Origin of the sequence: Embleya sp. NPDC020886 (assembly GCF_044333915.1) — a bacterium.
GTDB lineage: Bacteria > Actinomycetota > Actinomycetes > Streptomycetales > Streptomycetaceae > Embleya.
Genome location: NZ_JBIRRX010000005.1, coordinates 482,068 through 500,698 on the forward strand (window position 1 = coordinate 482,068; position 18,631 = coordinate 500,698).

The following is an 18,631-nucleotide window of genomic DNA, read 5'->3' on the forward strand; positions in this document are numbered from 1 at the left end:
CCGATCGTCTTCGAGGTCAACCCGCCTCTCACCACTCTCACCGCGCTCTGAATCACACCTGCCATGTCGTGTCCCGCGTTGCCGCGAAGCGCCGATCACATCCGTGCGCCACACGGGTGCCGTACGGCACCCGGCCGGGCCCGCCCGGGTGCCGTCCCGGGCTGCGGGGTGGTGCGACGCGTGTGAACCTGCCCATGTGAATTCCCGGACACCCGACGCGGTACCCGCGGCTGCCGACCGGTCGGCGTCGATGGCTGTGCTGATCGCGACCTGCATCTCGACTCTGGTCGTCAATGCGAACACCTCCGCGGTCAGCATCCTGCTTCCGGCGATCAGTACGGACACCGGCACGTCGCTGGACACCTTGCAGTGGGCCGTCACCGGGTATTCGCTGGTGGGCGCGGCGGTGATCGTCACCTCGGGCGCCCTGGGCGACGTGTTCGGACGGCGTCTGGTCTTCCTGGGCGGCTTGGCGCTGTTCATCGTCTCCTGCGTGTTGATCGCGTTGTCCGGCGGTGGTGCGGGGGTGATCGCGGGTCGGGCCATCCAGGGGGCCGCGGGGGCGACGATCCTGGCGTGTGGGATGAGTCTGTTGTCCGTGTCCACGGCAGGGGCGGGGCAGGTTCGGGCGGTGACGCTGTGGGGCGGGGCGTCGGCGGTGGGCGCCGCGGCCGGGCCGCTGGCCGGCGGTGTGCTGGTGGAAGGCACCGGATGGCAGGGGCTGTTCTGGATCGACGCGGCGATCGCTCTCGTCTGCGTCCCGATCACGCTGAGGGGTGTCGCCGAATCCCGCGATCCCGATCGCAGTCGCTCGATCGACTTCGCGGGGACCGTGCTGATCGCCGCCGTACTGGCCCCGGCGCTGCTCGCGCTGAGCGAGGGGGCGACATGGGGCTGGGCGTCGGCCGGGGTACTGGGGTGCTTCGCCGTGGCGTTGGTGGCGGGCGTGGCTTTCGTCGCGGTGGAGCGGCGGATCGAGGCACCGCTGGTGGACCTGCGGCTGCTGAGGAATCGTGTGCTGATCGGAGCGACGGTCGGGATCCTGCTGAGCGCGGGCGTGATCAACGGTCTGATGTATCTGGTCAGCCTGTACTTCCAGAACCCCGCCACGCTCGCGTTGAGCCCGTTGCAGGCGGGACTGGCCACGCTGCCCGCGACGGTGGGCCTGATCGCGGTCACGCCGCTCGTGCCCCGGGCAGTCCATCGGCTGGGCATCGGACCGATGCTCGCCATCGGCTTCGCGGCGACGACGGCCGGTTGCGTGTGGCTGGTGTTCGTCCGGGGGGACTGGCGGTATGCGGCGTTCGTCCTCCCGCTCGTGCTCGTGGCCGTCGGCCTGGGACTCGTCAACGGTCCGGCGAGTTCGGCGTCCACGTCGTCGGTGTCCGACGACGACGTCGGCGCGGCGTCCGGCATCTCGAACATGGCGCGATACATCGGTGCGGCCGCGTTCACGGCGGCTGTGGCGACGGTCAACACGACGGTGGGACAGTCGCGGCGCTCGGACGGAGAAGGGGCGGCGGATGCGCTGGCGGCGGGCCTGTCCGGCGCGTGCCTGCTGCTGGCGATCGCGTCCGGCGTGGGCGTGCTGCTGTCCGTCCTGGCGGTTCGTACCCGCCGCCGTCGGGCCGAGCCCGGGGCGTACGGGATGGCGGCGGCCTCCCACGCACATACCGTCCCCGGCGGAGGCCGGTAACCGGTACCCGGCTCTCTCGCCCCGGCAGATCCGGGCCGCTCGGTGACGCGTCCTCGAAGCACTCCCGCCGACCCGCCCCACGTGCTCCGACACGGTGACCACCGCCTCGGCGCGCCGGCGGCGACCCTGCGGTCGATACGGATCCGGCCGGCGCGGAACCCGGCGGAAATGCCGACGCCGTCACACAAGAATCGGCTCTCGTACCCGGGCCACCGGGGAGGCCACCCGGCCGTGTCGCCGCCCTCCCGCCCGCCACGACCGAGATCGACCGAGTCGCGGCTTCCGGCCACCGGACGGGTTGATCAAACCCCGGAAGGCCCAACCGGACGAGCACACATCACGCACCGTGACGACAATGAACTCCAGGTGATCATCGACCGGGAAGAGAGGCACCTGATGAGCGCTGCTGACGTGCCGGCGGACGACTTCGGCCGGCCGGCCGGGGCGACGCCGGTGAGCGAGGCCCGTTCGGCAGCCGCGGCAGGGAAGATCCCCTGGCTGACGCTGGCGATGATGACGACGGCCTCCGTCGCGAGTCTGCGGGCCTCGCCCACGATGGCCGTGTACGGACTGGCTTGCGTCTTCCTCTATCTGGTGCCCGCCATCGTGTTCCTGCTGCCCACCGCGCTGGTGTCGGCGGAGCTGGCGTCCGGCTGGAGCGGCGGGGTCTACAACTGGGTCGCGCAGGGGCTGTCGAAGCCGCTGGCCTTCCTTGCCGTCTGGTGCCAGTTCGCCATGACGATCTTCTACTACCCCAGCCTGCTCGCCTTCGTGGCCAGCACGATCTCGTACGTGGTCAATCCGGCACTGGCCAGTAACGGCGTGTACACCGCGATCGTCATCGTGGTCCTGTACTGGAGCGGCGTGTGGGTGTCCTCCCGCGGTACGAACGCCGTCGCGGGCCTGGCGTCCTGGGGCCTGATCATCGGCACGCTGATCCCCGGCACGCTGCTGGTTCTGCTCGGCTTCGTCTTCCTCGGCCAGGGCAACGCCTCCGCCGCGCCGATGGACGGGTCGCACCTGTTCCCCCAGTGGACCGGCATCGCCAGCCTGGTGCTGATCGTGAACAACTTCCTCAGCTACTCGGGCATGGAGATGAACGCGGTCCACGTCAACAAGCTGCGGAACCCGGCCAAGGAGTTCCCGAAGTCGATGTTTTTGGCCATGGGCCTGGTCCTGCTGATCTTCATCCTGCCGGCCCTGGCGATCAGCTGGGTCATCCCGGCGAACCAGCTCAGCCTCACCGCGGGTGTCATGCAGGCCTTCGACGCCTTCTTCCAGTACTTCCACATCGGCTGGCTGGTCCCGATCGTCGCGATCGCGCTGTGTGCCGCCTCGCTCGGCGGCATGCTCACCTGGCTGGCCGGCCCGTCCAAGGGCCTGCTGCTGATCTCCCGTGAAGAGGGCTACCTGCCCCCGTACCTCCAGAAGCTCAACGCACATGGCATCCAACAGAACATCCTGGTCACCCAGGGCCTGCTCACCACCGTCATCGCCCTGCTGTACGCGCTGATCCCGGACGTGTCCAGCGTCTACTGGATCGTCTCGGTCATCACCACCCAGGTGTACCTGATCATGTACCTGCTGATGTTCGTGGCCGCCATCCAACTGCGCCGCAAGCTGCCCGACCACCCGCGTGGCTACCGCGCACCGATGCTCACCACGCTCTGCGTGGTCGGTTTCGTCGCCTCGGCGCTGGCCATGGCGATCGGCTTCATCCCGTCCTCGCAGTTCAACGGTGGCAACGCCTGGGCCTACGTCGGCATCGTCGGCGGTGGCCTCCTGCTGCTCGGGCTGGTCATCCCGGTGGCGTTCCTGAAGGCACGCAAACCCGGTTGGCGGCAGCCCGATGCCACCGCCCAGGTCGACGGAGGTGCGGCATGAGCCCCACCCGAATGTGGTCCGAGCACCGATGGATCTTCGTCGGCGCGGTCGTCGTGCTGGTCGGCATGATGGTCATCGCGCTGTTGACGTACACGCAGCAGCGGGCTTCCAACGAGGCCCACCGGAAGGCGAACGAGCTGAACGACGCCCTCGTCGCCCACGGCTTCGCCGCGCGGAACACGGGCAACATCGCCGACACCCTGGGCACCGACGGCGGCCCGGTCTGCGAGGACCCCAACTCGGCCCTGAGGCGCGGCCTGTGGCTGAACCAGATGTCCAACGGCGCGGGCGGACCCGGTCAGCGCCCGATCATCGCCGACCGGCGGATCCTGGAGGCCGGCGCCGAGGTGATCAGGATCTACTGTCCGAACAAGTTGGACGACTACCAGAACAGGATCAAGGATCTCAAGACAGGGGACATCGTCCGTGACTGACGAACCGACACGACGCCGAGGAGCAGTGGACGGGCGGACGGACGTGACCGACGATCTCGCCGGCCGGATTGCCGCGTTGATGCCCAGGGCCAAGGCGGATCTCGCGGAACTGGTCGCGATGCCCTCGGTCGCGGACCCTCGCCAATACCCTCCCGAGCACTGCCTGCGTACCGCCGAATGGGTCGCCGCGGCCTTCACCGAGGTGGGGCTGCGCGATGTTCGCCCGGTGCCGACCCCGGACGGCAGCAACGCCGTCGTCGGCCACCGTCCGGCACCCCCGGGGGCCCCGACCGTGCTGCTGTACAGCCACTACGACGTGCAGCCCCCGCTGGACGCCGTGGCCTGGCAGTCCCCGCCGTTCGAGCTCACCGAGCGGGACGGCCGCTGGTACGGGCGCGGCGCGGCCGACTGCAAGGGCAACATCGTCATGCATCTCACCGCGCTGCGAGCGCTGGGCGAGGACATCCCGGTGGGCCTGAAACTGGTGGTCGAAGGGTCGGAGGAACAGGGCACCGGCGGCCTGGAGGCCTATGTGCCGGAACATGCCGACGAGTTGCGCGCCGACGCGCTGCTCGTCTGCGACACCGGCAACGCGGCCGTGGGCGTACCCACCGCGACGACCGTGCTGCGCGGCCTGGCCAACGTCGTGGTCACCGTGTCCACGCTGGCCGGCGACGTGCATTCGGGCATGTTCGGCGGGCCCGCGCCGGACGCGCTGGCCGCGTTGATCCGGATCCTCGACTCGCTCCGCGACGCGGACGGCGGCACTCTCGTCCAGGGTGTGTCCGGCAGCGGCGTCTGGGAGGGAATCGGCTACGACGAGCAGCAGTTTCGCACGGACGCGGGTGTCCTCGACGGGGTGGCGCTGCTCGGTTCCGGCAGCGTGGCCGACCGGCTGTGGGCACGCCCGGCCGTGACCGTCCTGGGTATCGACTGCCCCCCGGTGGTCGGTTCGGCCGCCGCCGTGCCGGCCAAGGCGCGAGCGCGGGTCAGCCTCCGGGTCCCGCCCGGCACCGATGTCGACAAGGCCGCGGACGCCTTGGCGGCGCACCTGAAGGCCGCGGCCCCCTGGGGCGCGCGGGTCCACGTGGAGCGCGAGGGCACCGGCGCGCCGTTCCGCGCGGCCACCGACGGACCCGCGTACGCCGCGCTCGACCGCGCCATGCAGGACGCCTACGGGCGGCCGATCTCCTTCCTCGGCCAGGGCGGTTCGATCCCGCTGTGCAACGTCCTCGCCACCGCCTTCCCCGAGGCCGAACTGATCCTCATGGGCGTCGAGGAGCCACGCTGCATGATCCACGCGCCGAACGAGAGCGTCGATCCCACCGAGATCGAGCGGATGGCCCTGGTGGAGGCCAACTTCCTGCGCCACTACGCCGACCTCGTCGGTGGCTGATCCGGCGCCCGCTTCCCCACCACCGAACCGAACCGGGAGCGGCCACGCCATGCCGAGACCCTTCACCGTCCAGGACTTCGCCGCGCGCATGGCGCGGGCCACCGACACGGCGGCGCAAGCCGGCCTGTCCGGGCTGGTCGTCACACCCGGTCCGGACCTGCTGTATCTGACCGGCTATCGGCCGGTCGCGATCACCGAGCGGCTCACCGCGCTGGTGCTCACACCGAACCGTCCGCCCACCATGATCGTGCCGAGGCTGGAGCGCCCCGACGCCGAGGGCGCACCCGGAGCCGGAGCCCTGACGATCACGGACTGGGCGGACGGCACCGATCCGTACGCCGCGGCGAGCAGGCTGCTGGACCCGGACGGCCGGTACGGGATCTCCGACTCGGCCTGGGCCCTGCACCTGCTCGGCCTACAGGAGGTCCTCCCGGCCGGCGGCTACCTCCCCCTCACCCGAGCCCTGCCCATGCTCCGCGCCGTGAAGGACTCCGACGAACTGGAGCGGCTCGCCGCCGCGGGCGCCGCCGCCGACGACGCCTTCCGCGGCATCGTCCTGGTGGCCTTCGCCGGCCGGCGGGAGAGCGAGGTCGCCGCCGACCTCGCCCGGCTCCTCAAGGAGTACGGCCACAGTCAGGTCGACTTCACCGTGGTCGGCTCCGGTCCCAACGGAGCCAACCCTCATCACGAGGCCGGCGAGCGGGTCATTCGGCCCGGTGACACCGTCGTGCTGGACTTCGGTGGCCTCAAGGACGGTTACGGCTCCGACACCACCCGGACCGTCCAGGTCGGCCCCGACATTCCCGACGAGGTCCGCACGGTGCACGAGGTGGTTCGTCAGGCGCAGCAGCAGGCGTTCGAGGCGGTCCGGCCGGGTGTCCCGTGTCAGGAGATCGACCGGGTGGCCCGCGCCGTCATCACGCAGGCGGGCTACGGCGAGTACTTCATCCACCGCACCGGCCACGGCATCGGCCTGACCACGCACGAACCGCCCTACATGATCGAGGGCGAGGAGCAGGTGCTGGTCCCCGGAATGTGCTTCTCCATCGAGCCGGGCATCTACCTCCCGGGACGCTTCGGCGTCCGGATCGAGGACATCGTCACCGTCACGGAGACCGCCGGACTCCGGTTCAACAACACCCCGCACGAACTCGCCACCGTCTCCTGAGGACACCGGGCGATTCCTCGGCGGCGGCGCCGGGGTCGCGCAGGGGCGCAGGGGCGCTGGGCCGGGAGCGTGAAATCCGATGGGGCGTCGACGACGTCCGCGTCCGCTGCCTGGTGGTGCCCCGCGTCCGTGTTCGTCGATTCGCGTGTGGAATTCGGTGGTTCGGGTCGGGTGGCGGAGATCGATCCGGACAGGTCGCGGAGAGTTCCGGTCACCTTCGCGGGGTGGGTTCCGGGCTGATTGGTGGCGTGCCACGCTCATGCCTGTCAGCCGTCGCCGGGGGCGCCGCGGACCGGCGCGGGCGGGGGGTGGATGCGGTCGAGGTCGCCTGGGCGGCCTCGGTGAGCAGGGGGCGCGTCGAACTCCGAGTGTTTTCTCCAGGGCCGCGTCGCCTGGATGCGGTGGTGGTACCCGCCGTCCGATGCGGCCCGCTCGGGCCGAACGTCGAGGCGACGTCGAGAAGTTCGGGCGCCACAAGAGATCCGCCTCGAAGTGCGGCGCGTCGAGGCGATCCGCGTCGAAGTCGAAACAGCACGCCGGTACCGGCATGCCCGGAATCCGTCTGCACGACCGCCGGGCTCCGGCGGCTCCCGAACGCGCCGACACCCGAATGTCGACCCGATGCGAGGCGAAGGCCGCATGACGACCGCCGGATTGCCCAAGCTCCCGATCTTCCCCTACCTTTCCGCGCCGATTCCGGAGTGGTTCTACCGGTTCGACACCAGGGCTCCCGAGGAGATCTTCAAGGACGGCTTCTACGCGTGGGCAGCGGAATGGACCTGTGCCGGCACGTGGCCGGTTTCACCGATTACCAGCGCTCCTCCGGTTTCGTGAGTGTCGCCTCCGACGTGCGGACGGCGCTCGACATGTTCATCAGTTGGAAGATCACGAAGAAGGACCTGCTCGGCGCGTGGAACCTCGACGCGGCGATCGCGAAATACGCGAAGGAGTACGCCCGGATCAAAGAGCAGATCAATCAGGGCGCGGGGACGTCGCCGGTGCCGCGCGTGGTGGAGAAGTTGCGGCTGGCCTCGCTCTACTCGGAGGAACTGCACAGCCTCCGGGTGATCAAGGTCCTGCAGGAGGATCGCGAGTCGGCCGCGTGGGTGGAGGGGTGGATGTACGTCATCAAGTCGACGCCCTACTACATCAGCGTGGAGAAGAACCTGCAGTCCCCGGCCCGCGCCCGGCTCGCCGGCCCACGCGCGGTGACCCTCTCGAAGCACGCCACCGAGTGGGACGCGATCTTCTACATCAAGCCGCAGAGCATTCGGGAGGCCGTCAAGGTGCGCTTCACCCGCCTCAAGCAGGGGGTGGCGGGGAAGGCCGCGCTGGTACACGACGTCCTGATCGAATCCCGGAAGAACCCCGCCTACGATGCCGGCGTCGTCTTCGACCCCTACACCGATCCGGGCGCCAACGGGCAGTTCAAGGGCCTCATCGGATATTGGGCGCCGGCCCTGGAGACCCCCGGCAGCCCCGGCTACCCGTACCTGCCGGGAGCGGCGCTGTTTCCCTCGCTCGACCCCTCGGTGTGGTCCGGGAAGCGGGAGTACGCGCGCCCGGACGGTCCTCGCTACCCGTTCGGCCGTCCCGAGGACATGCAGCCCTCCTATCCGGCGTGGCAGGCGAAGGGAGCGTTGGCGTGACACTCGTGGAGGCGGACATCCACTCGTGCCCGGGGCTCGGACGGCAGGTGGGCGATCGCCTGGCCCGGCCCAACGACGACAGGTACGTCGTGCAGGTCGAAGGCAGCGGCATCGGCGTCAAGTACAAGCTGAGCGCCGCGGTCGGGGGCACAGCAGGACGCTGCGTTGGCCGAAATGATCGGAGTGGACCTCGCGATCGAGGAGGCCATGACCATCCGGGAGCAGGTGGGCCGGGTCTCCGAGATCACGTGGTCGAAGGTGCAGAACGCGCCGACGACGATCGCGACGACCCAGGTGTACGCGTTGCGCCAACTCGACGCACTCGCGGAAAAGATGGAGCGCGAGAGCAAGATCGGTGACATCGCCGCAGCGGCCCGAGGAGCCGAGTCCAAGGTGCGGGAGTGGCTCGCCGTCCTGGCCCGCTGCTTCCAACTACAGGACGCGATCGCGGTGCTCGAACTCGACCGAGTGTTGAACGCGACTCCCGATGAGCTAAACGATCACCGCCTCGGGCTTCGAACCGCCCGACAGAACCGGCTGGACCTCATCTCGCGGAGCACCGAGCGTCTGGTGGCCCGAATGAACACGGCGGCCGGCGCGGCCAACGCGAAGGTGCTGCTGCACCCGACCAAGTCCCCGGCTGTGGTCCAGTCGAGCAACCATGTCATCACCGGCGTCCACGACTTCCACGGGCGGCTCGGAATCGATTCGGGTGGCGAGTCGTCGGAGGCGAGACGATGGGTGGAGGCGGCCGCAGAGGTGAGGAACAAGGCGCTCGAAACAGGAGCGAAGGGAGTCGGAGCCGCCAAGAGCATCGGCAGCGGAACCCTCGATCGGGCCGGCGCGGTAAAGGGCAGGCTCGCCGGGGAGATCGCCGGGCGAGCACGCCGTCGGCGCGCGGATGAGGAACGCGACGAGAGCGGCTGAGCGAGCGCCGACCGTCGGGCACGTGCGCAGCCTGACGCACCAGCGACTGCGAAGAGCCACAAAACGAGCCATGCCGCCTGACACCCCATCGAACTCCGGTGGTGTCAGGCGGCGGGCAAGTCGATCAGCGCCCGGCCACGGACCGTACGAACGGAGCCCACTCGGCGCGACCCACGGCGAACGCAGGGCGGGTCACGTCCTTGGAGTCCCTTACGTGGACGGCTTGTTCGGTGACCGCGACCTCCACACAGCTGTCGCCCTGACTACCGCTGTGGCTGGACTTGGACCAGGCGAGTCCCGACGTACCACTGCTCATAGCTCTCCTCGGAGTCGCTCCAGCAGGTCCCGGGATTCCTTGGGGTTCAGGGCCTGCGAGCGCAGTGTGTCATAGCGTTGACAGAGCAGGCTCACCTCTTTCCGATCGGCGATCAGGCGCCCGTTCTCCTGTCCCTCGGAGTAGCCGAGCCGCTGTCCCGCTGGAGTCTCCAGGATCTGCAACGGCCCATCCAGGCACGTGTGCAGCTCAGCCGTCAGCGGCACCACCTGAAGCGTCACATTGCGCGGAGTACTGCGCTCAAGGACGTGGTCCACCAGTGCACGCATCGCCTGAGCATCGCCGAACCGCCGCCGGAACACGTGCTCCTCGACGATGAAGCCGAACGGCACGGTCGGCCGCTCCCGCATCATCGCCTGCCGTTCCATTCGTGCGGCGAGTTGCGCCTCCAGTTCCTCGTCGGTCCGCAGCGGGATTGTGCCCTCGAACACCGCCCGCGCATACGCCTCCGACTGCAACAACCCCGGCACCAAACAGCATTCGTACGTGCACAGGCTCACCGCCTCCCGCTCCAGCCGAGCCCACCGCCGGAACCACGCCGCGAGCCCCGCCTCTCCCCGCGTGAGATGCCGGGCGGCCATGCGCAGTGCGCCGGTGTTGCCGAGAGCCTCCTCCGCACGCTCCACGAACGCCTCGTCCGGCATCCGGCGGCCCAACTCCACCGACTCCACCGTGTGCTTGGAGAACCGGACCCGGGTACCCAGGTCGACCCGACTGAGGCCCGCGTGCTCGCGCAGCGCCTGAACCACGGCTCCGAACGTGCGCAGACTGTCCGACGGATGAGGCTCCCGCTCCCACTCCCCCACCGGAACCACCCGCGCGCCGACGGCCCCGGACGCCTCCCCCTCGACTCCGACGATATCCATCCGCTGCCCCTTTCTCATGCCGCATCACAACGGCCCTGATGAGCTGCCCCGGACACCGCCCATCGTGGCGGAAAACCACCCGTACCGTCCACTCTTCGTGTCCGAAGAATGACTGCACGTACGCGATGCCCCGCCGGTGCCCGGGGACGCGGCCGCCGCATGCCGGCCCCATGAACCAGGCGATTCGCCAACTCGTCGCCCCGGCCCGCACCTTCGCGCGCGTGTCGTCCTCCACACTCCGCACGTGATCGCGTCGGCCGGAACGGCGTCCGGTCCTTCCGGTCGGCCCGAAGCACCCGCGAGCACAACCGAGCACTCAATCACGCGCCGGCGGCGGGTAGTCACGATCCGGCACCGGGAGCGGAGATCGTCGGCCCGCGCACGGTGGCGCTGGGGATGATGCGTGCCATGGTGCGATTGCGGACGGGGCGAGCGGCTGCCGTCTACGGAGTCCTACAGGCGGCTTCCGTGGCGCTGGCCCTATGGCTGACGTGGCAATTCGACGTGGCGTCCGTGGCCGCCACCGCGGTTGCTCTGACGCCGACGGTGCCGGCGTCGTTCCTGGCCTGGCTCGCGTACCGCGACGACCGACGCGAGGCCGCCGATCCCGCGGCCAAAACCGCGATACTGGCCGCCGCCGTCGCCGCCACCGAGACGCGACAACGCGCCCAACTGATCGGCGAGGGCGCCCACCGAATCGACCTGACCTACCGGTACCGCCCCGAGTCGGCCAACAACGCCGCGGGCGCCGCCGTATCCGGCCGCCTGTCCGACATCACCGCCTACTACCGGGGCGTGCGGCCGGCGCGCCTGGTGGTCACCGGCGCGCCGGGCGCCGGGAAGACCGTGCTCGCCTCGGATCTCGTCCTCGGCTTGCTCACCGACCCTGCCCGCACGGACACCGACCCGGTTCCGGTACGTATCTCCCTGGCCGGGTGGGAGACCGAACGACCTCTCGTGGAGTGGTTGACCGACCAGGTCCACCAGCGGTTCCGCGACCAGGGCCTGACCGCGGCAGACGCCGAAACCCTCGTCGAGCAGCGACGGATCCTGCCGGTCCTGGACGGCCTGGACGAAATGGACAACGACACCACCCCGGTGCCCCGCCGCCGGGCGGTGGTCGCGTTGCGGCAACTCAACGCCTACCAGGACCCCGCGGGCAGCGCCTCGGTCATCCTGACCTGCCGCACCGACCAGTACAGCGAACTGGCCGCCCTGGACATGCGGATGCGCGAGGCCGCCCGCATCGAGATCGAGCCGGTCACCCCCGCCCAGGCCGACGCGTACCTGACCGCCCGCAGCACCGACCCGACCCGCTGGACACCCGTCGTCACCACCTTGCACACCGCACCCGGCGGCACCCTCGCCCGCTCCCTCGACACCCCTTGGCGCCTCAACCTCGCCGCCACCGTCTACGAGGAACGCGACCCGGACACCCTGCTCCCGGTGCGCGACCCCGGCGACCTGTGCGCCCTCGCCTCACCCGGCACGGTCCGCGACCACCTGCTGGGTCTGTACGTGCCCGCCGTGGTCCGGCAACACCCGACCCGACCCGGCCGCTACCGCCCCGACGACACTCACCTCTGGCTCGCCGCTCTCGCCAGGCACCTCGCCACCACGACCCCGTACTCCGGCACCGGCCCCGGCGCGGGCACCGATCTGGTGCTCCACCGGCTGTGGCCGATGGCGGGCGTGAACCGCGTGCGCGCCGTCGACACGCTCCTCGCCGCCATCCTCACGACCGTCTACGGCAGTCTGCTCCTGGCCCTGCTCGGCGTCGGCACTTCCCTCCCGCAACTGATCAACGACACAATCATTGTGCTGTTCGTCCTATTTGCCATCCGCTCGGGCAGCAGCCCCGCCGTTGCGGGAACCCCCGTACTCCACCTCCACCGACTACGCGCCCCGGGTCCACATCTCATGCGAATGCTCCGGAACGGGCTCCCGTTCGGGCTCGCGGTCGGGCTCACGTTCGGACTCGTGGTCGGGCTCCTGGTCGGACACCCGCGCGGCCCCGGGCTTGCGCTCGGACTTGCGGTCGGGCTTGCCGCCGGGCTCGCGTTCGGGCTCATATCCGTGTTCGCGGAACCTCTGAGCGACGCCCCACTTGCCGATCCCCGCCGTCCGGTACGGGACGATCTCACGGTCGGGCTCGTGGGCGGGCTCCCGATCGGACTCTCCAGTGGAATCGTGAACGGCCTCGCGGCCGGACCCGTGTTCGGACTCACGATCGGACTCGTATACAGCGCCGTCGCGCTGTATCTGCTCGCCCGAGCGGGCCGACGCTACCTCGTGTTTCTCTACTGCACCCGAAACCGGCTGCCCTGGCGCCTCGGCGCCTTCCTGCACTGGTCGTACGGGGCAGGTCTGTTGCGCATATCCGGCATCGCCTACCAGTTCCGCCACCGCGAACTCCAGAACTGGCTCGCGTCCCACCCCAACCCCTGACCGTCGGGCCTGCGGCTACTGCTCAGCGACGCGGCGCCCTGCCCCGCGCCTCTCGCGGGCATGGGCACGAGCCTGTCCTGGTCGGCGCGGACTTCACGGCCCGGCAGCCCCCGACGGGGTCGGCGACCGGTCCTCGGCCCCGACGGCGCCCTGGGGTTCGCTGCCACGCCGAGCCGGCGCGGCATCGCCATGCGCGGCGACGGTCTCGCCACCGACCGCCAAGCCGCACTACGCGTCGCCGCGATCCTCCGCCGGTTCGAGGCGTGGTCGGTCGGCCCCGGCCCGGGGGCGCGCTTCGCCGAGTTCGTCGGGAGTGGTGGCCACAGCGGCGGTGATCAGGCAGGCCAGTGTGGCGACGGCCGCATCGGCGGTGGTCCGGCCCCGGTTGAGTTCCGCGGCGATCGCCTCTGCGGCTCCGAGCAGGCCGAGGCAGTGCAGGCGGAGCGCCTCGGCGTCCAGGTCGGAGTACGGGGCCAGGGCGGCGGCCATCACGCTCGTGTAGCCGTCCAGCATCTCCTGTTGCAGCACCGCGACTTCCGGGTCGCCCTTCAGCGCCGCCGAGACGGCGGTGAACTCCGGCATGTCCGTGGCGCAGGCGAAGTACGCGGTGCTCGTCGCGCGGGCGATCGCCCCCGCGTTCGGCGGAGCGGTCCGCAGCGCCTGCTTCACCGTGGCCCGGTGGCGTTCCTCCAGCCGCCGGTAGAGGGCGAGCAGCAGTCCCGCGCGGGTGGCGAAGTGGTCGTACGCGATCGGCCTGCTCACCCCGGCCGCCTCGGCGAGTGTGACCAGCGTCAGCGCGTCCGCGCCATGCGCGCGCACGATCCCCAGGGCGGCGTCGAGCAGTTGCTCGCGCCGGGCGGCCTTGGGGAGGCGGGTGGGAGACGGGGTCATGGCCCTCCTTGCGTTTCCCCGAGTCTACCTACACGATGTAACCTACAAAATGTAGGTTACAGAATGTAGCCTCATGGTGAGACGGAGGAACACGATGGGACACACGAAGCCGGTACTGATCCTGGGCGGTTCGGGGCAGGCGGGCTCGGGAGCGGCCGCCCTCCTGCGCCGCCGGCACCCGGCGCTGCCCCTGGTGATCGCGGGCCGCGACATCGGCCGCGCCGAACAGGTGGCCGGGGGCCTCCGCGACGCGACCGCCGTCACCGTCGACATGCGGCGCGGCGACCTCGGCCTCCCGGCGGACGGCACCGGGTTCTCGGCTGTCGTCGCCACGCTGTGGGACGACCGGCTCAACGCCCTGCGGTACGCGCAGCGGCACGGGCTGCCGTACCTCGGCATCTCCAGCGGCTTCGTGGACATCGCCCCGGAGGTCGTCGCGGGCGCGCAACGTCCGGGCACCGCACCGATCCTGTTGGCGAGTCACTTCTGCGCGGGCACGGTCGTACTGGCCGCGCTGCACGTCGCCCGCGAGTTCCACCGCGTCGACCGCATCGCCATCGGAGCCGTCCTCGACGAGACCGACACCGGCGGCCCCGCAGGAGTGGCGGACCTGGAGCGGTGGGTCACCGCCACCAGCGCGGGACTCGTGCGCCGGGACGGCGTCTTCACCTGGGTCGCCGGCGCGGATACGGAGACGGAGGTCACCACCCTCGACGGCACCGTCCTGCCGGCCGCGCGGATCGCGGTCCTCGACGTGCCGAGCCTGGCGCTCGCGACGGGTGCACCGGACGTCCGGTTCGACTTCGCGGTCGCCGAATCGGCAGGCCGGCGCCGCGGCGAAGGGCCGTCCGCCGAGGTCCGGATCGACATCGACGGCATCGGCCCGTCGGGAGCACCCCTGACGGTCGCCCGCTACCTCGTACACGCCGCGGGGCAGCGCCCCTTGACCGCCCTCGGCATCGCGCTCGGCGTGGAACGGCTGCTGGGCCTCGCCGGCGACGCCGCCGCGCCGGGCATCCACACCCCCGAGTCGCTGATCGACCCGGCGGATGCGGCGGAGGGCCTGGCGGAGATCGGGGCGGTCTTCGTGGACGCCCCCGGCGCGTAGGACCGCTGGGCCGGCTTGGGCATCGAAGTCATGACGTCACATTTGCACCCATCGGCGACTTATGAACTCGGGGGCACCCGGATGGACTTTGCGCTCCCGGGGCGGTCCCGAGGGTTGGATCGGGTGACGGCCGCGCGGGTTCAGGCGTCGTCGGTGGCGTCGTGGGGTGGGCTTGTGGGGCGGTTGGGCTCCGCGGGGCGGTCGGGTTCTGTGGGCAGGACGACTCGGAACAGTGCGCCTCCGCCCGGTGCTTCGTGTACGGCCACGGTGCCGTGGTGGGCGGCCACGAGGTGGTGCACGATGGCGAGGCCCAGGCCCACGCCGCCGGAGTCGCGGTCGCGGCTGGGGTCCAGGCGGACGAATCTGCCGAAGATGCGGTCGCGTTCGGCGGGGGGCACGCCGGGGCCGTCGTCGGCCACGTCGAGCACGGCCGTGTGTCCGTCGGCCGACGGGGCGACCACCAGGCGCACCGCGGACGAGGCGTGGGCCGCGGCGTTGTCGGCGAGGTTGCGCAGGACTTGGGCGAGTTGTCCGGCGTCGCCGTACACCCGGGTCGGGGTCGGCTCGGCGGTGATCCGCAGTGCGGGGTATCGGGCGGCCAGGCGGCGGCGTTCGGCGTCGAGGAGATCGTCCAGGTCGACGTCGGTGTGCCGGGTGTGCAGACCGTGTTCGTCGGCGCGGGCCAGCCACAGGAGCCCGTCGACGAGATGGTCGAGGCGGCCGACCTCGGCGGTGAGCAGACCGACCAGGTCGGCGTCGCGGGTGACGAGCGGTCGTGCCGCGAGGACTTCGAGGCCGCCGCGAAGCGTGGTGATGGGGCTGCGCAGTTCGTGCCCGGCGTCGGCGACGAAGCGGCGCCGGGCCTCGACCTGGGTCTGCAGGCGGTCGAGCATGGCGTTCATGGTCTCGGCGAGGTTGGCGACCTCGTCGCGGGCCTCGGGGACGGGGACGCGTTCGTCGAGCCGGTCGGCGGTGACCACCGACACCTTGCGGCGCATGGCCTCCACGGGCACCAGGGAGCGTCCGACGAAGAGGTATGTGGCCGCCGCCACGACGGCGATCAGGAAGGGGCAGCCGAGCAGCAGGAGCGCGCCCGCGTCCTCGACGCTGTCGTCGATCGCCTCCCGGGACTCGCCGACCACGACGGTGTAGGTGCCGTCGGGGCGGGCCACCCCCAGCGCGGCGACGCGGTAGGTGTCGCTCTGGCCGGGGACCGGGCTGCGGTTCTCGCGTTGCGTCCGGCCCGGTTGCGGGCGCAGCGGGGTCAGCGGCGGCAGCCCGCGCACCGAGGGCGAGGCGGCGACCACGGTGCCGTCCGGGCCGAGGATCTGGACGGGTGTCAGGTCGCCGCGTTCCGGGGGGATCGCCCCGGATGCCTGGCCCGGCGGCTCGGGGCGGGTGAGTTCGGCGGCGACCGCGTCGGCGCGGCGGCGGGCGTCGGCGTCGAGGGAGTCGAGCAGGGAGCGGTGGTAGAGGAACAGGAACGCGGCCGCGGCGAGGGCGATCACGACGACGACGACCGCTGCGGCGGCCAGCGCGGACCGCATGCGCACCCCGGCGTGCCGTCGGTACCACGCGCCGAGCCGGGGCCACATGTCGGTCACTGTAGTTCGCGGTCGCCCGGCTCGGGTGCGGCGCTTGCGCGGGCCGCGTGTCGCCGGCTTCGGGCGGTCGGGTCGGGTGCGCGGTCGGCGGGGCACCGGGGGCGGGGCTTTCGCGGGGCTCTCATCGGGTCGCCACGTACGCCCGCCATCGGGTGCCTCGCAGGCCCTCGACCAGCGGTGCGGCCCGTCCGGCCATCCGGACCAGGGGCCAGGCCAGGAGTACCCCGATCAGCAGGCCCGCCGCCGCGTCGTGCGGGTAGTGCACACCCACCCACACGCGCGAGGCCGCCATCGCGAGCGCGGCGACGGCGGCGATCGCGCCGATGCGCCGATCCACCGCCCACAGTGCGGTCGCGGCAGCCGCGGCCACGACCGCGTGGTTGCTGGGGAACGACCAGTCGTACGGACCCGGGCACGCCTCCAGGGTGAAAGCCCCGGTCAGGGTCCGGCACGGGCGGCTTTCCGTGAACACCGACTTGAGTCCGGTGTCCAGCAGGTACACCAGGGCCACGATCGCGGGCGCGGCCAGGGCCCGGGCCATCGCCGCGGGCTCGCGGCTGCGGGCGGTCCACCACACGGTCAGCATCAGCACCGCGAACAGCGCCAGGCCGTACGTCGACCAGTCGGCCACCACCCGGTTGAGGAACGGCGGCGCCTCGCGGGCGAGTTCGGTCACCCGCTCGTACAGCGGTCCGTCGACGGAGGCGCCCGAGAACGCGAGGCCGCTCATGCCCGGTCCCCCGTTCCGTCGGCCGGGTCGCCCTCGTGGGAGCGGGGCGGGTTCGGGGACGAGGCCGGGTGCGCGTGCGCGCCGACGTGGGCCGGCGCCTCGGGGATCTCGCCCCGACGCCGGCGCGCGTCGCGCCTGGCGAGCACCGGCGGTCTGTGCGGGAGCGCCATCGGGCCCGTCTCGACGAGCAGCACCCCCGCAATACCCGGCGCGTCGAACGACCCCGGCCACGAACGCGCGTCCCGGGCGTTCGAGGCCGGGTCGCCGGCAGTGGACGACATCACGCGCACCTCCCTTCCCGTCCGGTGATTCCGCGTCCGCCGCGCCTGCGGCGTTCCCACGCCGGGCGCGGCCCGGACGCCGCAGCGCGGCACGGCCCCGCGTTGTCCACCCCGAGCCTGCCGGGGCGGTCCTGAGAATCCGCTGAGTACCGCGGCCGAGCAGCTCGGGGCGGTGCCTCGCGCATGAGGGAAGGGCTGGTCCGTCGGGTGCAGCCGGCACTGCCCGCGGGGGTGCCTCGCGCGGGGGGAAGGCCGCCCGCCCCTTCCCGGAAGGGACGGAAGGCCACGAGCGCGACGTGCGTCGGACGGGCCGGGACCGATCGCGCCGCCGTGTCTCAGCGTGCCCTTGGGTTCGCGGTGGTGTGCTGGGCCGCACGGTCGGCGGTTCCGGCGGCCGGTGCGCGGGCGGCGGAGGTGTCGGGTGCGGGTACTGCTGGTGGAGGACGAGGTCAGGTTGGCGGAGACCGTGCGACTGGGGCTGGTCGACGCGGGCTTCAACGTCGAGGTGGTCCACACCGGCCCGGACGGCCTGTGGGCCGCAACCGAGAACGCCTACGACGTGATCGTGCTCGACATCATGCTGCCGGGCCTGAGCGGCTACCGGGTGTGCGAGCGGCTGCGCGAGGCGGGCGTGTGGACTCCGATCCTGATGCTGACCGCCAAGGACGGCGACTACGACCAGGCGGACGCGTTCGACCTGGGGGCGGACGACTACCTCACCAAGCCGTTCGGCTTCGTGGTCCTGATCGCACGGCTGCGCGCACTGGTGCGCCGGGGGGCGCCGGTACGGCCGGCGGTGCTGGCGGTGGGCGGCCTCACCCTGGATCCCGCACGCCGCCGCGTCGCGATCGACGGCGAGGAAACGCCTTTGACCCCACGGGAGTTCGCGCTGCTGGAGTTCCTGATGCGGCGGGCGGGCGACGCGGTCTCGAAGACGGAGATCCTGGCGAACGTGTGGGACGCACACTACGAGGGCCCGGCGAACGTGGTCGAGGTGTACGTCGGCTACCTCAGGCGCAAGCTCGCCCGCGAGGGTCGCGACGCGGGTACGGGGCCCGCAGCGCCGTCCGGGACGCCCGGCCGGCGGCCGGTGATCGAGACCGTGCGCGGGGTCGGGTACCGGCTGGTCGCTTCCGGCTGATTCGCCGTCCGAGGGCGACTCGCCACGGGCGGCGCAAACCGCCGGGCCGCGTGTCGGCAGCCCCGGAATACGGC

General features: G+C 71.4%; 15 protein-coding genes and 1 pseudogene. 10 read left to right on the forward strand and 6 right to left on the reverse strand.

Annotated features, from left to right (window positions below):
• Positions 1-250 precede the first annotated feature (250 nt).
• The 7 genes and pseudogenes from ACH4U8_RS21235 to ACH4U8_RS21265 all read left to right on the forward strand — a co-directional run.
• Positions 251-1,696 carry an MFS transporter gene (locus tag ACH4U8_RS21235; protein WP_395779348.1) on the forward strand — a complete coding sequence of 482 codons (1,446 nt, stop codon included), beginning with the start codon at positions 251-253 and terminating at the stop codon, positions 1,694-1,696.
• Positions 1,697-2,092: 396 nt separating this feature from the next.
• On the forward strand, positions 2,093-3,580 hold the full coding sequence (locus ACH4U8_RS21240; protein WP_395779350.1) for an APC family permease: 1,488 nt from the start codon (positions 2,093-2,095) through the stop codon (positions 3,578-3,580).
• Positions 3,577-4,014: a hypothetical protein gene (locus ACH4U8_RS21245; protein WP_395779352.1), complete on the forward strand. Its 438-nt coding sequence runs from the start codon at positions 3,577-3,579 to the stop codon at positions 4,012-4,014. The genes ACH4U8_RS21240 and ACH4U8_RS21245 overlap by 4 nt, the downstream gene beginning before the upstream one ends.
• A gap of 79 nt (positions 4,015-4,093) precedes the next feature.
• Positions 4,094-5,410, forward strand: a complete 1,317-nt coding sequence (locus ACH4U8_RS21250; protein ID WP_395779548.1) for a dipeptidase — start codon at positions 4,094-4,096, stop codon at positions 5,408-5,410.
• A 49-nt stretch (positions 5,411-5,459) separates the two neighbouring features.
• Positions 5,460-6,578 carry an aminopeptidase P family protein gene (locus ACH4U8_RS21255; protein ID WP_360305742.1) on the forward strand — a complete coding sequence of 373 codons (1,119 nt, stop codon included), beginning with the start codon at positions 5,460-5,462 and terminating at the stop codon, positions 6,576-6,578.
• A gap of 761 nt (positions 6,579-7,339) precedes the next feature.
• Positions 7,340-8,227, forward strand: a complete 888-nt coding sequence (locus tag ACH4U8_RS21260) for a hypothetical protein (protein WP_395779354.1) — start codon at positions 7,340-7,342, stop codon at positions 8,225-8,227.
• A 147-nt stretch (positions 8,228-8,374) separates the two neighbouring features.
• Positions 8,375-9,154: pseudogene (locus ACH4U8_RS21265) on the forward strand (hypothetical protein); the annotation flags it as partial.
• 124 nt (positions 9,155-9,278) lie between these two features.
• Here ACH4U8_RS21265 and ACH4U8_RS21270 read toward each other — a convergent pair.
• Together ACH4U8_RS21270 and ACH4U8_RS21275 are read right to left on the reverse strand one after the other, a co-directional pair.
• The gene (locus tag ACH4U8_RS21270; protein ID WP_395779356.1) at positions 9,279-9,470 is read right to left on the reverse strand and encodes a DUF397 domain-containing protein; all 192 of its coding nucleotides are present in this window, start codon (positions 9,468-9,470) and stop codon (positions 9,279-9,281) included.
• Positions 9,467-10,354 carry a Scr1 family TA system antitoxin-like transcriptional regulator gene (locus ACH4U8_RS21275; protein WP_395779358.1) on the reverse strand — a complete coding sequence of 296 codons (888 nt, stop codon included), beginning with the start codon at positions 10,352-10,354 and terminating at the stop codon, positions 9,467-9,469. Before ACH4U8_RS21275 ends, ACH4U8_RS21270 begins: the two co-directional genes overlap by 4 nt.
• Before the next feature lie 408 nt (positions 10,355-10,762).
• Between ACH4U8_RS21275 and ACH4U8_RS21280 the strand changes: the two genes are divergently transcribed.
• Positions 10,763-12,802: an NACHT domain-containing protein gene (locus ACH4U8_RS21280; protein ID WP_395779360.1), complete on the forward strand. Its 2,040-nt coding sequence runs from the start codon at positions 10,763-10,765 to the stop codon at positions 12,800-12,802.
• 228 nt (positions 12,803-13,030) lie between these two features.
• Here ACH4U8_RS21280 and ACH4U8_RS21285 read toward each other — a convergent pair whose 3' ends face one another.
• On the reverse strand, positions 13,031-13,693 hold the full coding sequence (locus ACH4U8_RS21285) for a TetR/AcrR family transcriptional regulator (RefSeq protein WP_395779362.1): 663 nt from the start codon (positions 13,691-13,693) through the stop codon (positions 13,031-13,033).
• Positions 13,694-13,787: 94 nt separating this feature from the next.
• Here ACH4U8_RS21285 and ACH4U8_RS21290 point away from each other — a divergent pair, with 94 nt between their 5' ends.
• Positions 13,788-14,801, forward strand: a complete 1,014-nt coding sequence (locus ACH4U8_RS21290) for a saccharopine dehydrogenase (protein ID WP_395779364.1) — start codon at positions 13,788-13,790, stop codon at positions 14,799-14,801.
• Between the two features lie 140 nt (positions 14,802-14,941).
• On the opposite strand, the gene ACH4U8_RS21295 is transcribed toward ACH4U8_RS21290, so the two are convergent.
• The 3 genes from ACH4U8_RS21295 to ACH4U8_RS21305 form a co-directional block, all read right to left on the reverse strand.
• The gene (locus ACH4U8_RS21295; RefSeq protein ID WP_395779366.1) at positions 14,942-16,396 is read right to left on the reverse strand and encodes a sensor histidine kinase; all 1,455 of its coding nucleotides are present in this window, start codon (positions 16,394-16,396) and stop codon (positions 14,942-14,944) included.
• 130 nt (positions 16,397-16,526) lie between these two features.
• Complete coding sequence (locus tag ACH4U8_RS21300; protein ID WP_395779368.1) at positions 16,527-17,135, reverse strand: phosphatase PAP2 family protein; 609 nt, start codon at positions 17,133-17,135, stop codon at positions 16,527-16,529.
• Complete coding sequence (locus tag ACH4U8_RS21305; protein ID WP_395779370.1) at positions 17,132-17,416, reverse strand: hypothetical protein; 285 nt, start codon at positions 17,414-17,416, stop codon at positions 17,132-17,134. The genes ACH4U8_RS21300 and ACH4U8_RS21305 overlap by 4 nt, the downstream gene beginning before the upstream one ends.
• 421 nt (positions 17,417-17,837) lie before the next feature.
• Here ACH4U8_RS21305 and ACH4U8_RS21310 point away from each other — a divergent pair, with 421 nt between their 5' ends.
• The gene (locus ACH4U8_RS21310) at positions 17,838-18,557 is read left to right on the forward strand and encodes a response regulator transcription factor (RefSeq protein WP_395779372.1); all 720 of its coding nucleotides are present in this window, start codon (positions 17,838-17,840) and stop codon (positions 18,555-18,557) included.
• Positions 18,558-18,631 lie beyond the last annotated feature (74 nt).

Excerpts from the sequence above, each read along its gene's own strand:
- ACH4U8_RS21235 (WP_395779348.1), top strand. The coding sequence starts at position 251 with ATGGCTGTGCTGATCGCGACCTGCATCTCGACTCTGGTCGTCAATGCG.
- ACH4U8_RS21240 (WP_395779350.1), top strand. The coding sequence starts at position 2,093 with ATGAGCGCTGCTGACGTGCCGGCGGACGACTTCGGCCGGCCGGCCGGG.
- ACH4U8_RS21245 (WP_395779352.1), top strand. The coding sequence starts at position 3,577 with ATGAGCCCCACCCGAATGTGGTCCGAGCACCGATGGATCTTCGTCGGC.
- ACH4U8_RS21250 (WP_395779548.1), top strand. The coding sequence starts at position 4,094 with ATGCCCAGGGCCAAGGCGGATCTCGCGGAACTGGTCGCGATGCCCTCG.
- ACH4U8_RS21255 (WP_360305742.1), top strand. The coding sequence starts at position 5,460 with ATGCCGAGACCCTTCACCGTCCAGGACTTCGCCGCGCGCATGGCGCGG.
- ACH4U8_RS21270 (WP_395779356.1), bottom strand. The coding sequence starts at position 9,470 with ATGAGCAGTGGTACGTCGGGACTCGCCTGGTCCAAGTCCAGCCACAGC.
- ACH4U8_RS21275 (WP_395779358.1), bottom strand. The coding sequence starts at position 10,354 with ATGGATATCGTCGGAGTCGAGGGGGAGGCGTCCGGGGCCGTCGGCGCG.
- ACH4U8_RS21280 (WP_395779360.1), top strand. The coding sequence starts at position 10,763 with ATGGTGCGATTGCGGACGGGGCGAGCGGCTGCCGTCTACGGAGTCCTA.
- ACH4U8_RS21285 (WP_395779362.1), bottom strand. The coding sequence starts at position 13,693 with ATGACCCCGTCTCCCACCCGCCTCCCCAAGGCCGCCCGGCGCGAGCAA.
- ACH4U8_RS21290 (WP_395779364.1), top strand. The coding sequence starts at position 13,788 with ATGGGACACACGAAGCCGGTACTGATCCTGGGCGGTTCGGGGCAGGCG.
- ACH4U8_RS21295 (WP_395779366.1), bottom strand. The coding sequence starts at position 16,396 with ATGTGGCCCCGGCTCGGCGCGTGGTACCGACGGCACGCCGGGGTGCGC.
- ACH4U8_RS21300 (WP_395779368.1), bottom strand. The coding sequence starts at position 17,135 with ATGAGCGGCCTCGCGTTCTCGGGCGCCTCCGTCGACGGACCGCTGTAC.
- ACH4U8_RS21305 (WP_395779370.1), bottom strand. The coding sequence starts at position 17,416 with ATGTCGTCCACTGCCGGCGACCCGGCCTCGAACGCCCGGGACGCGCGT.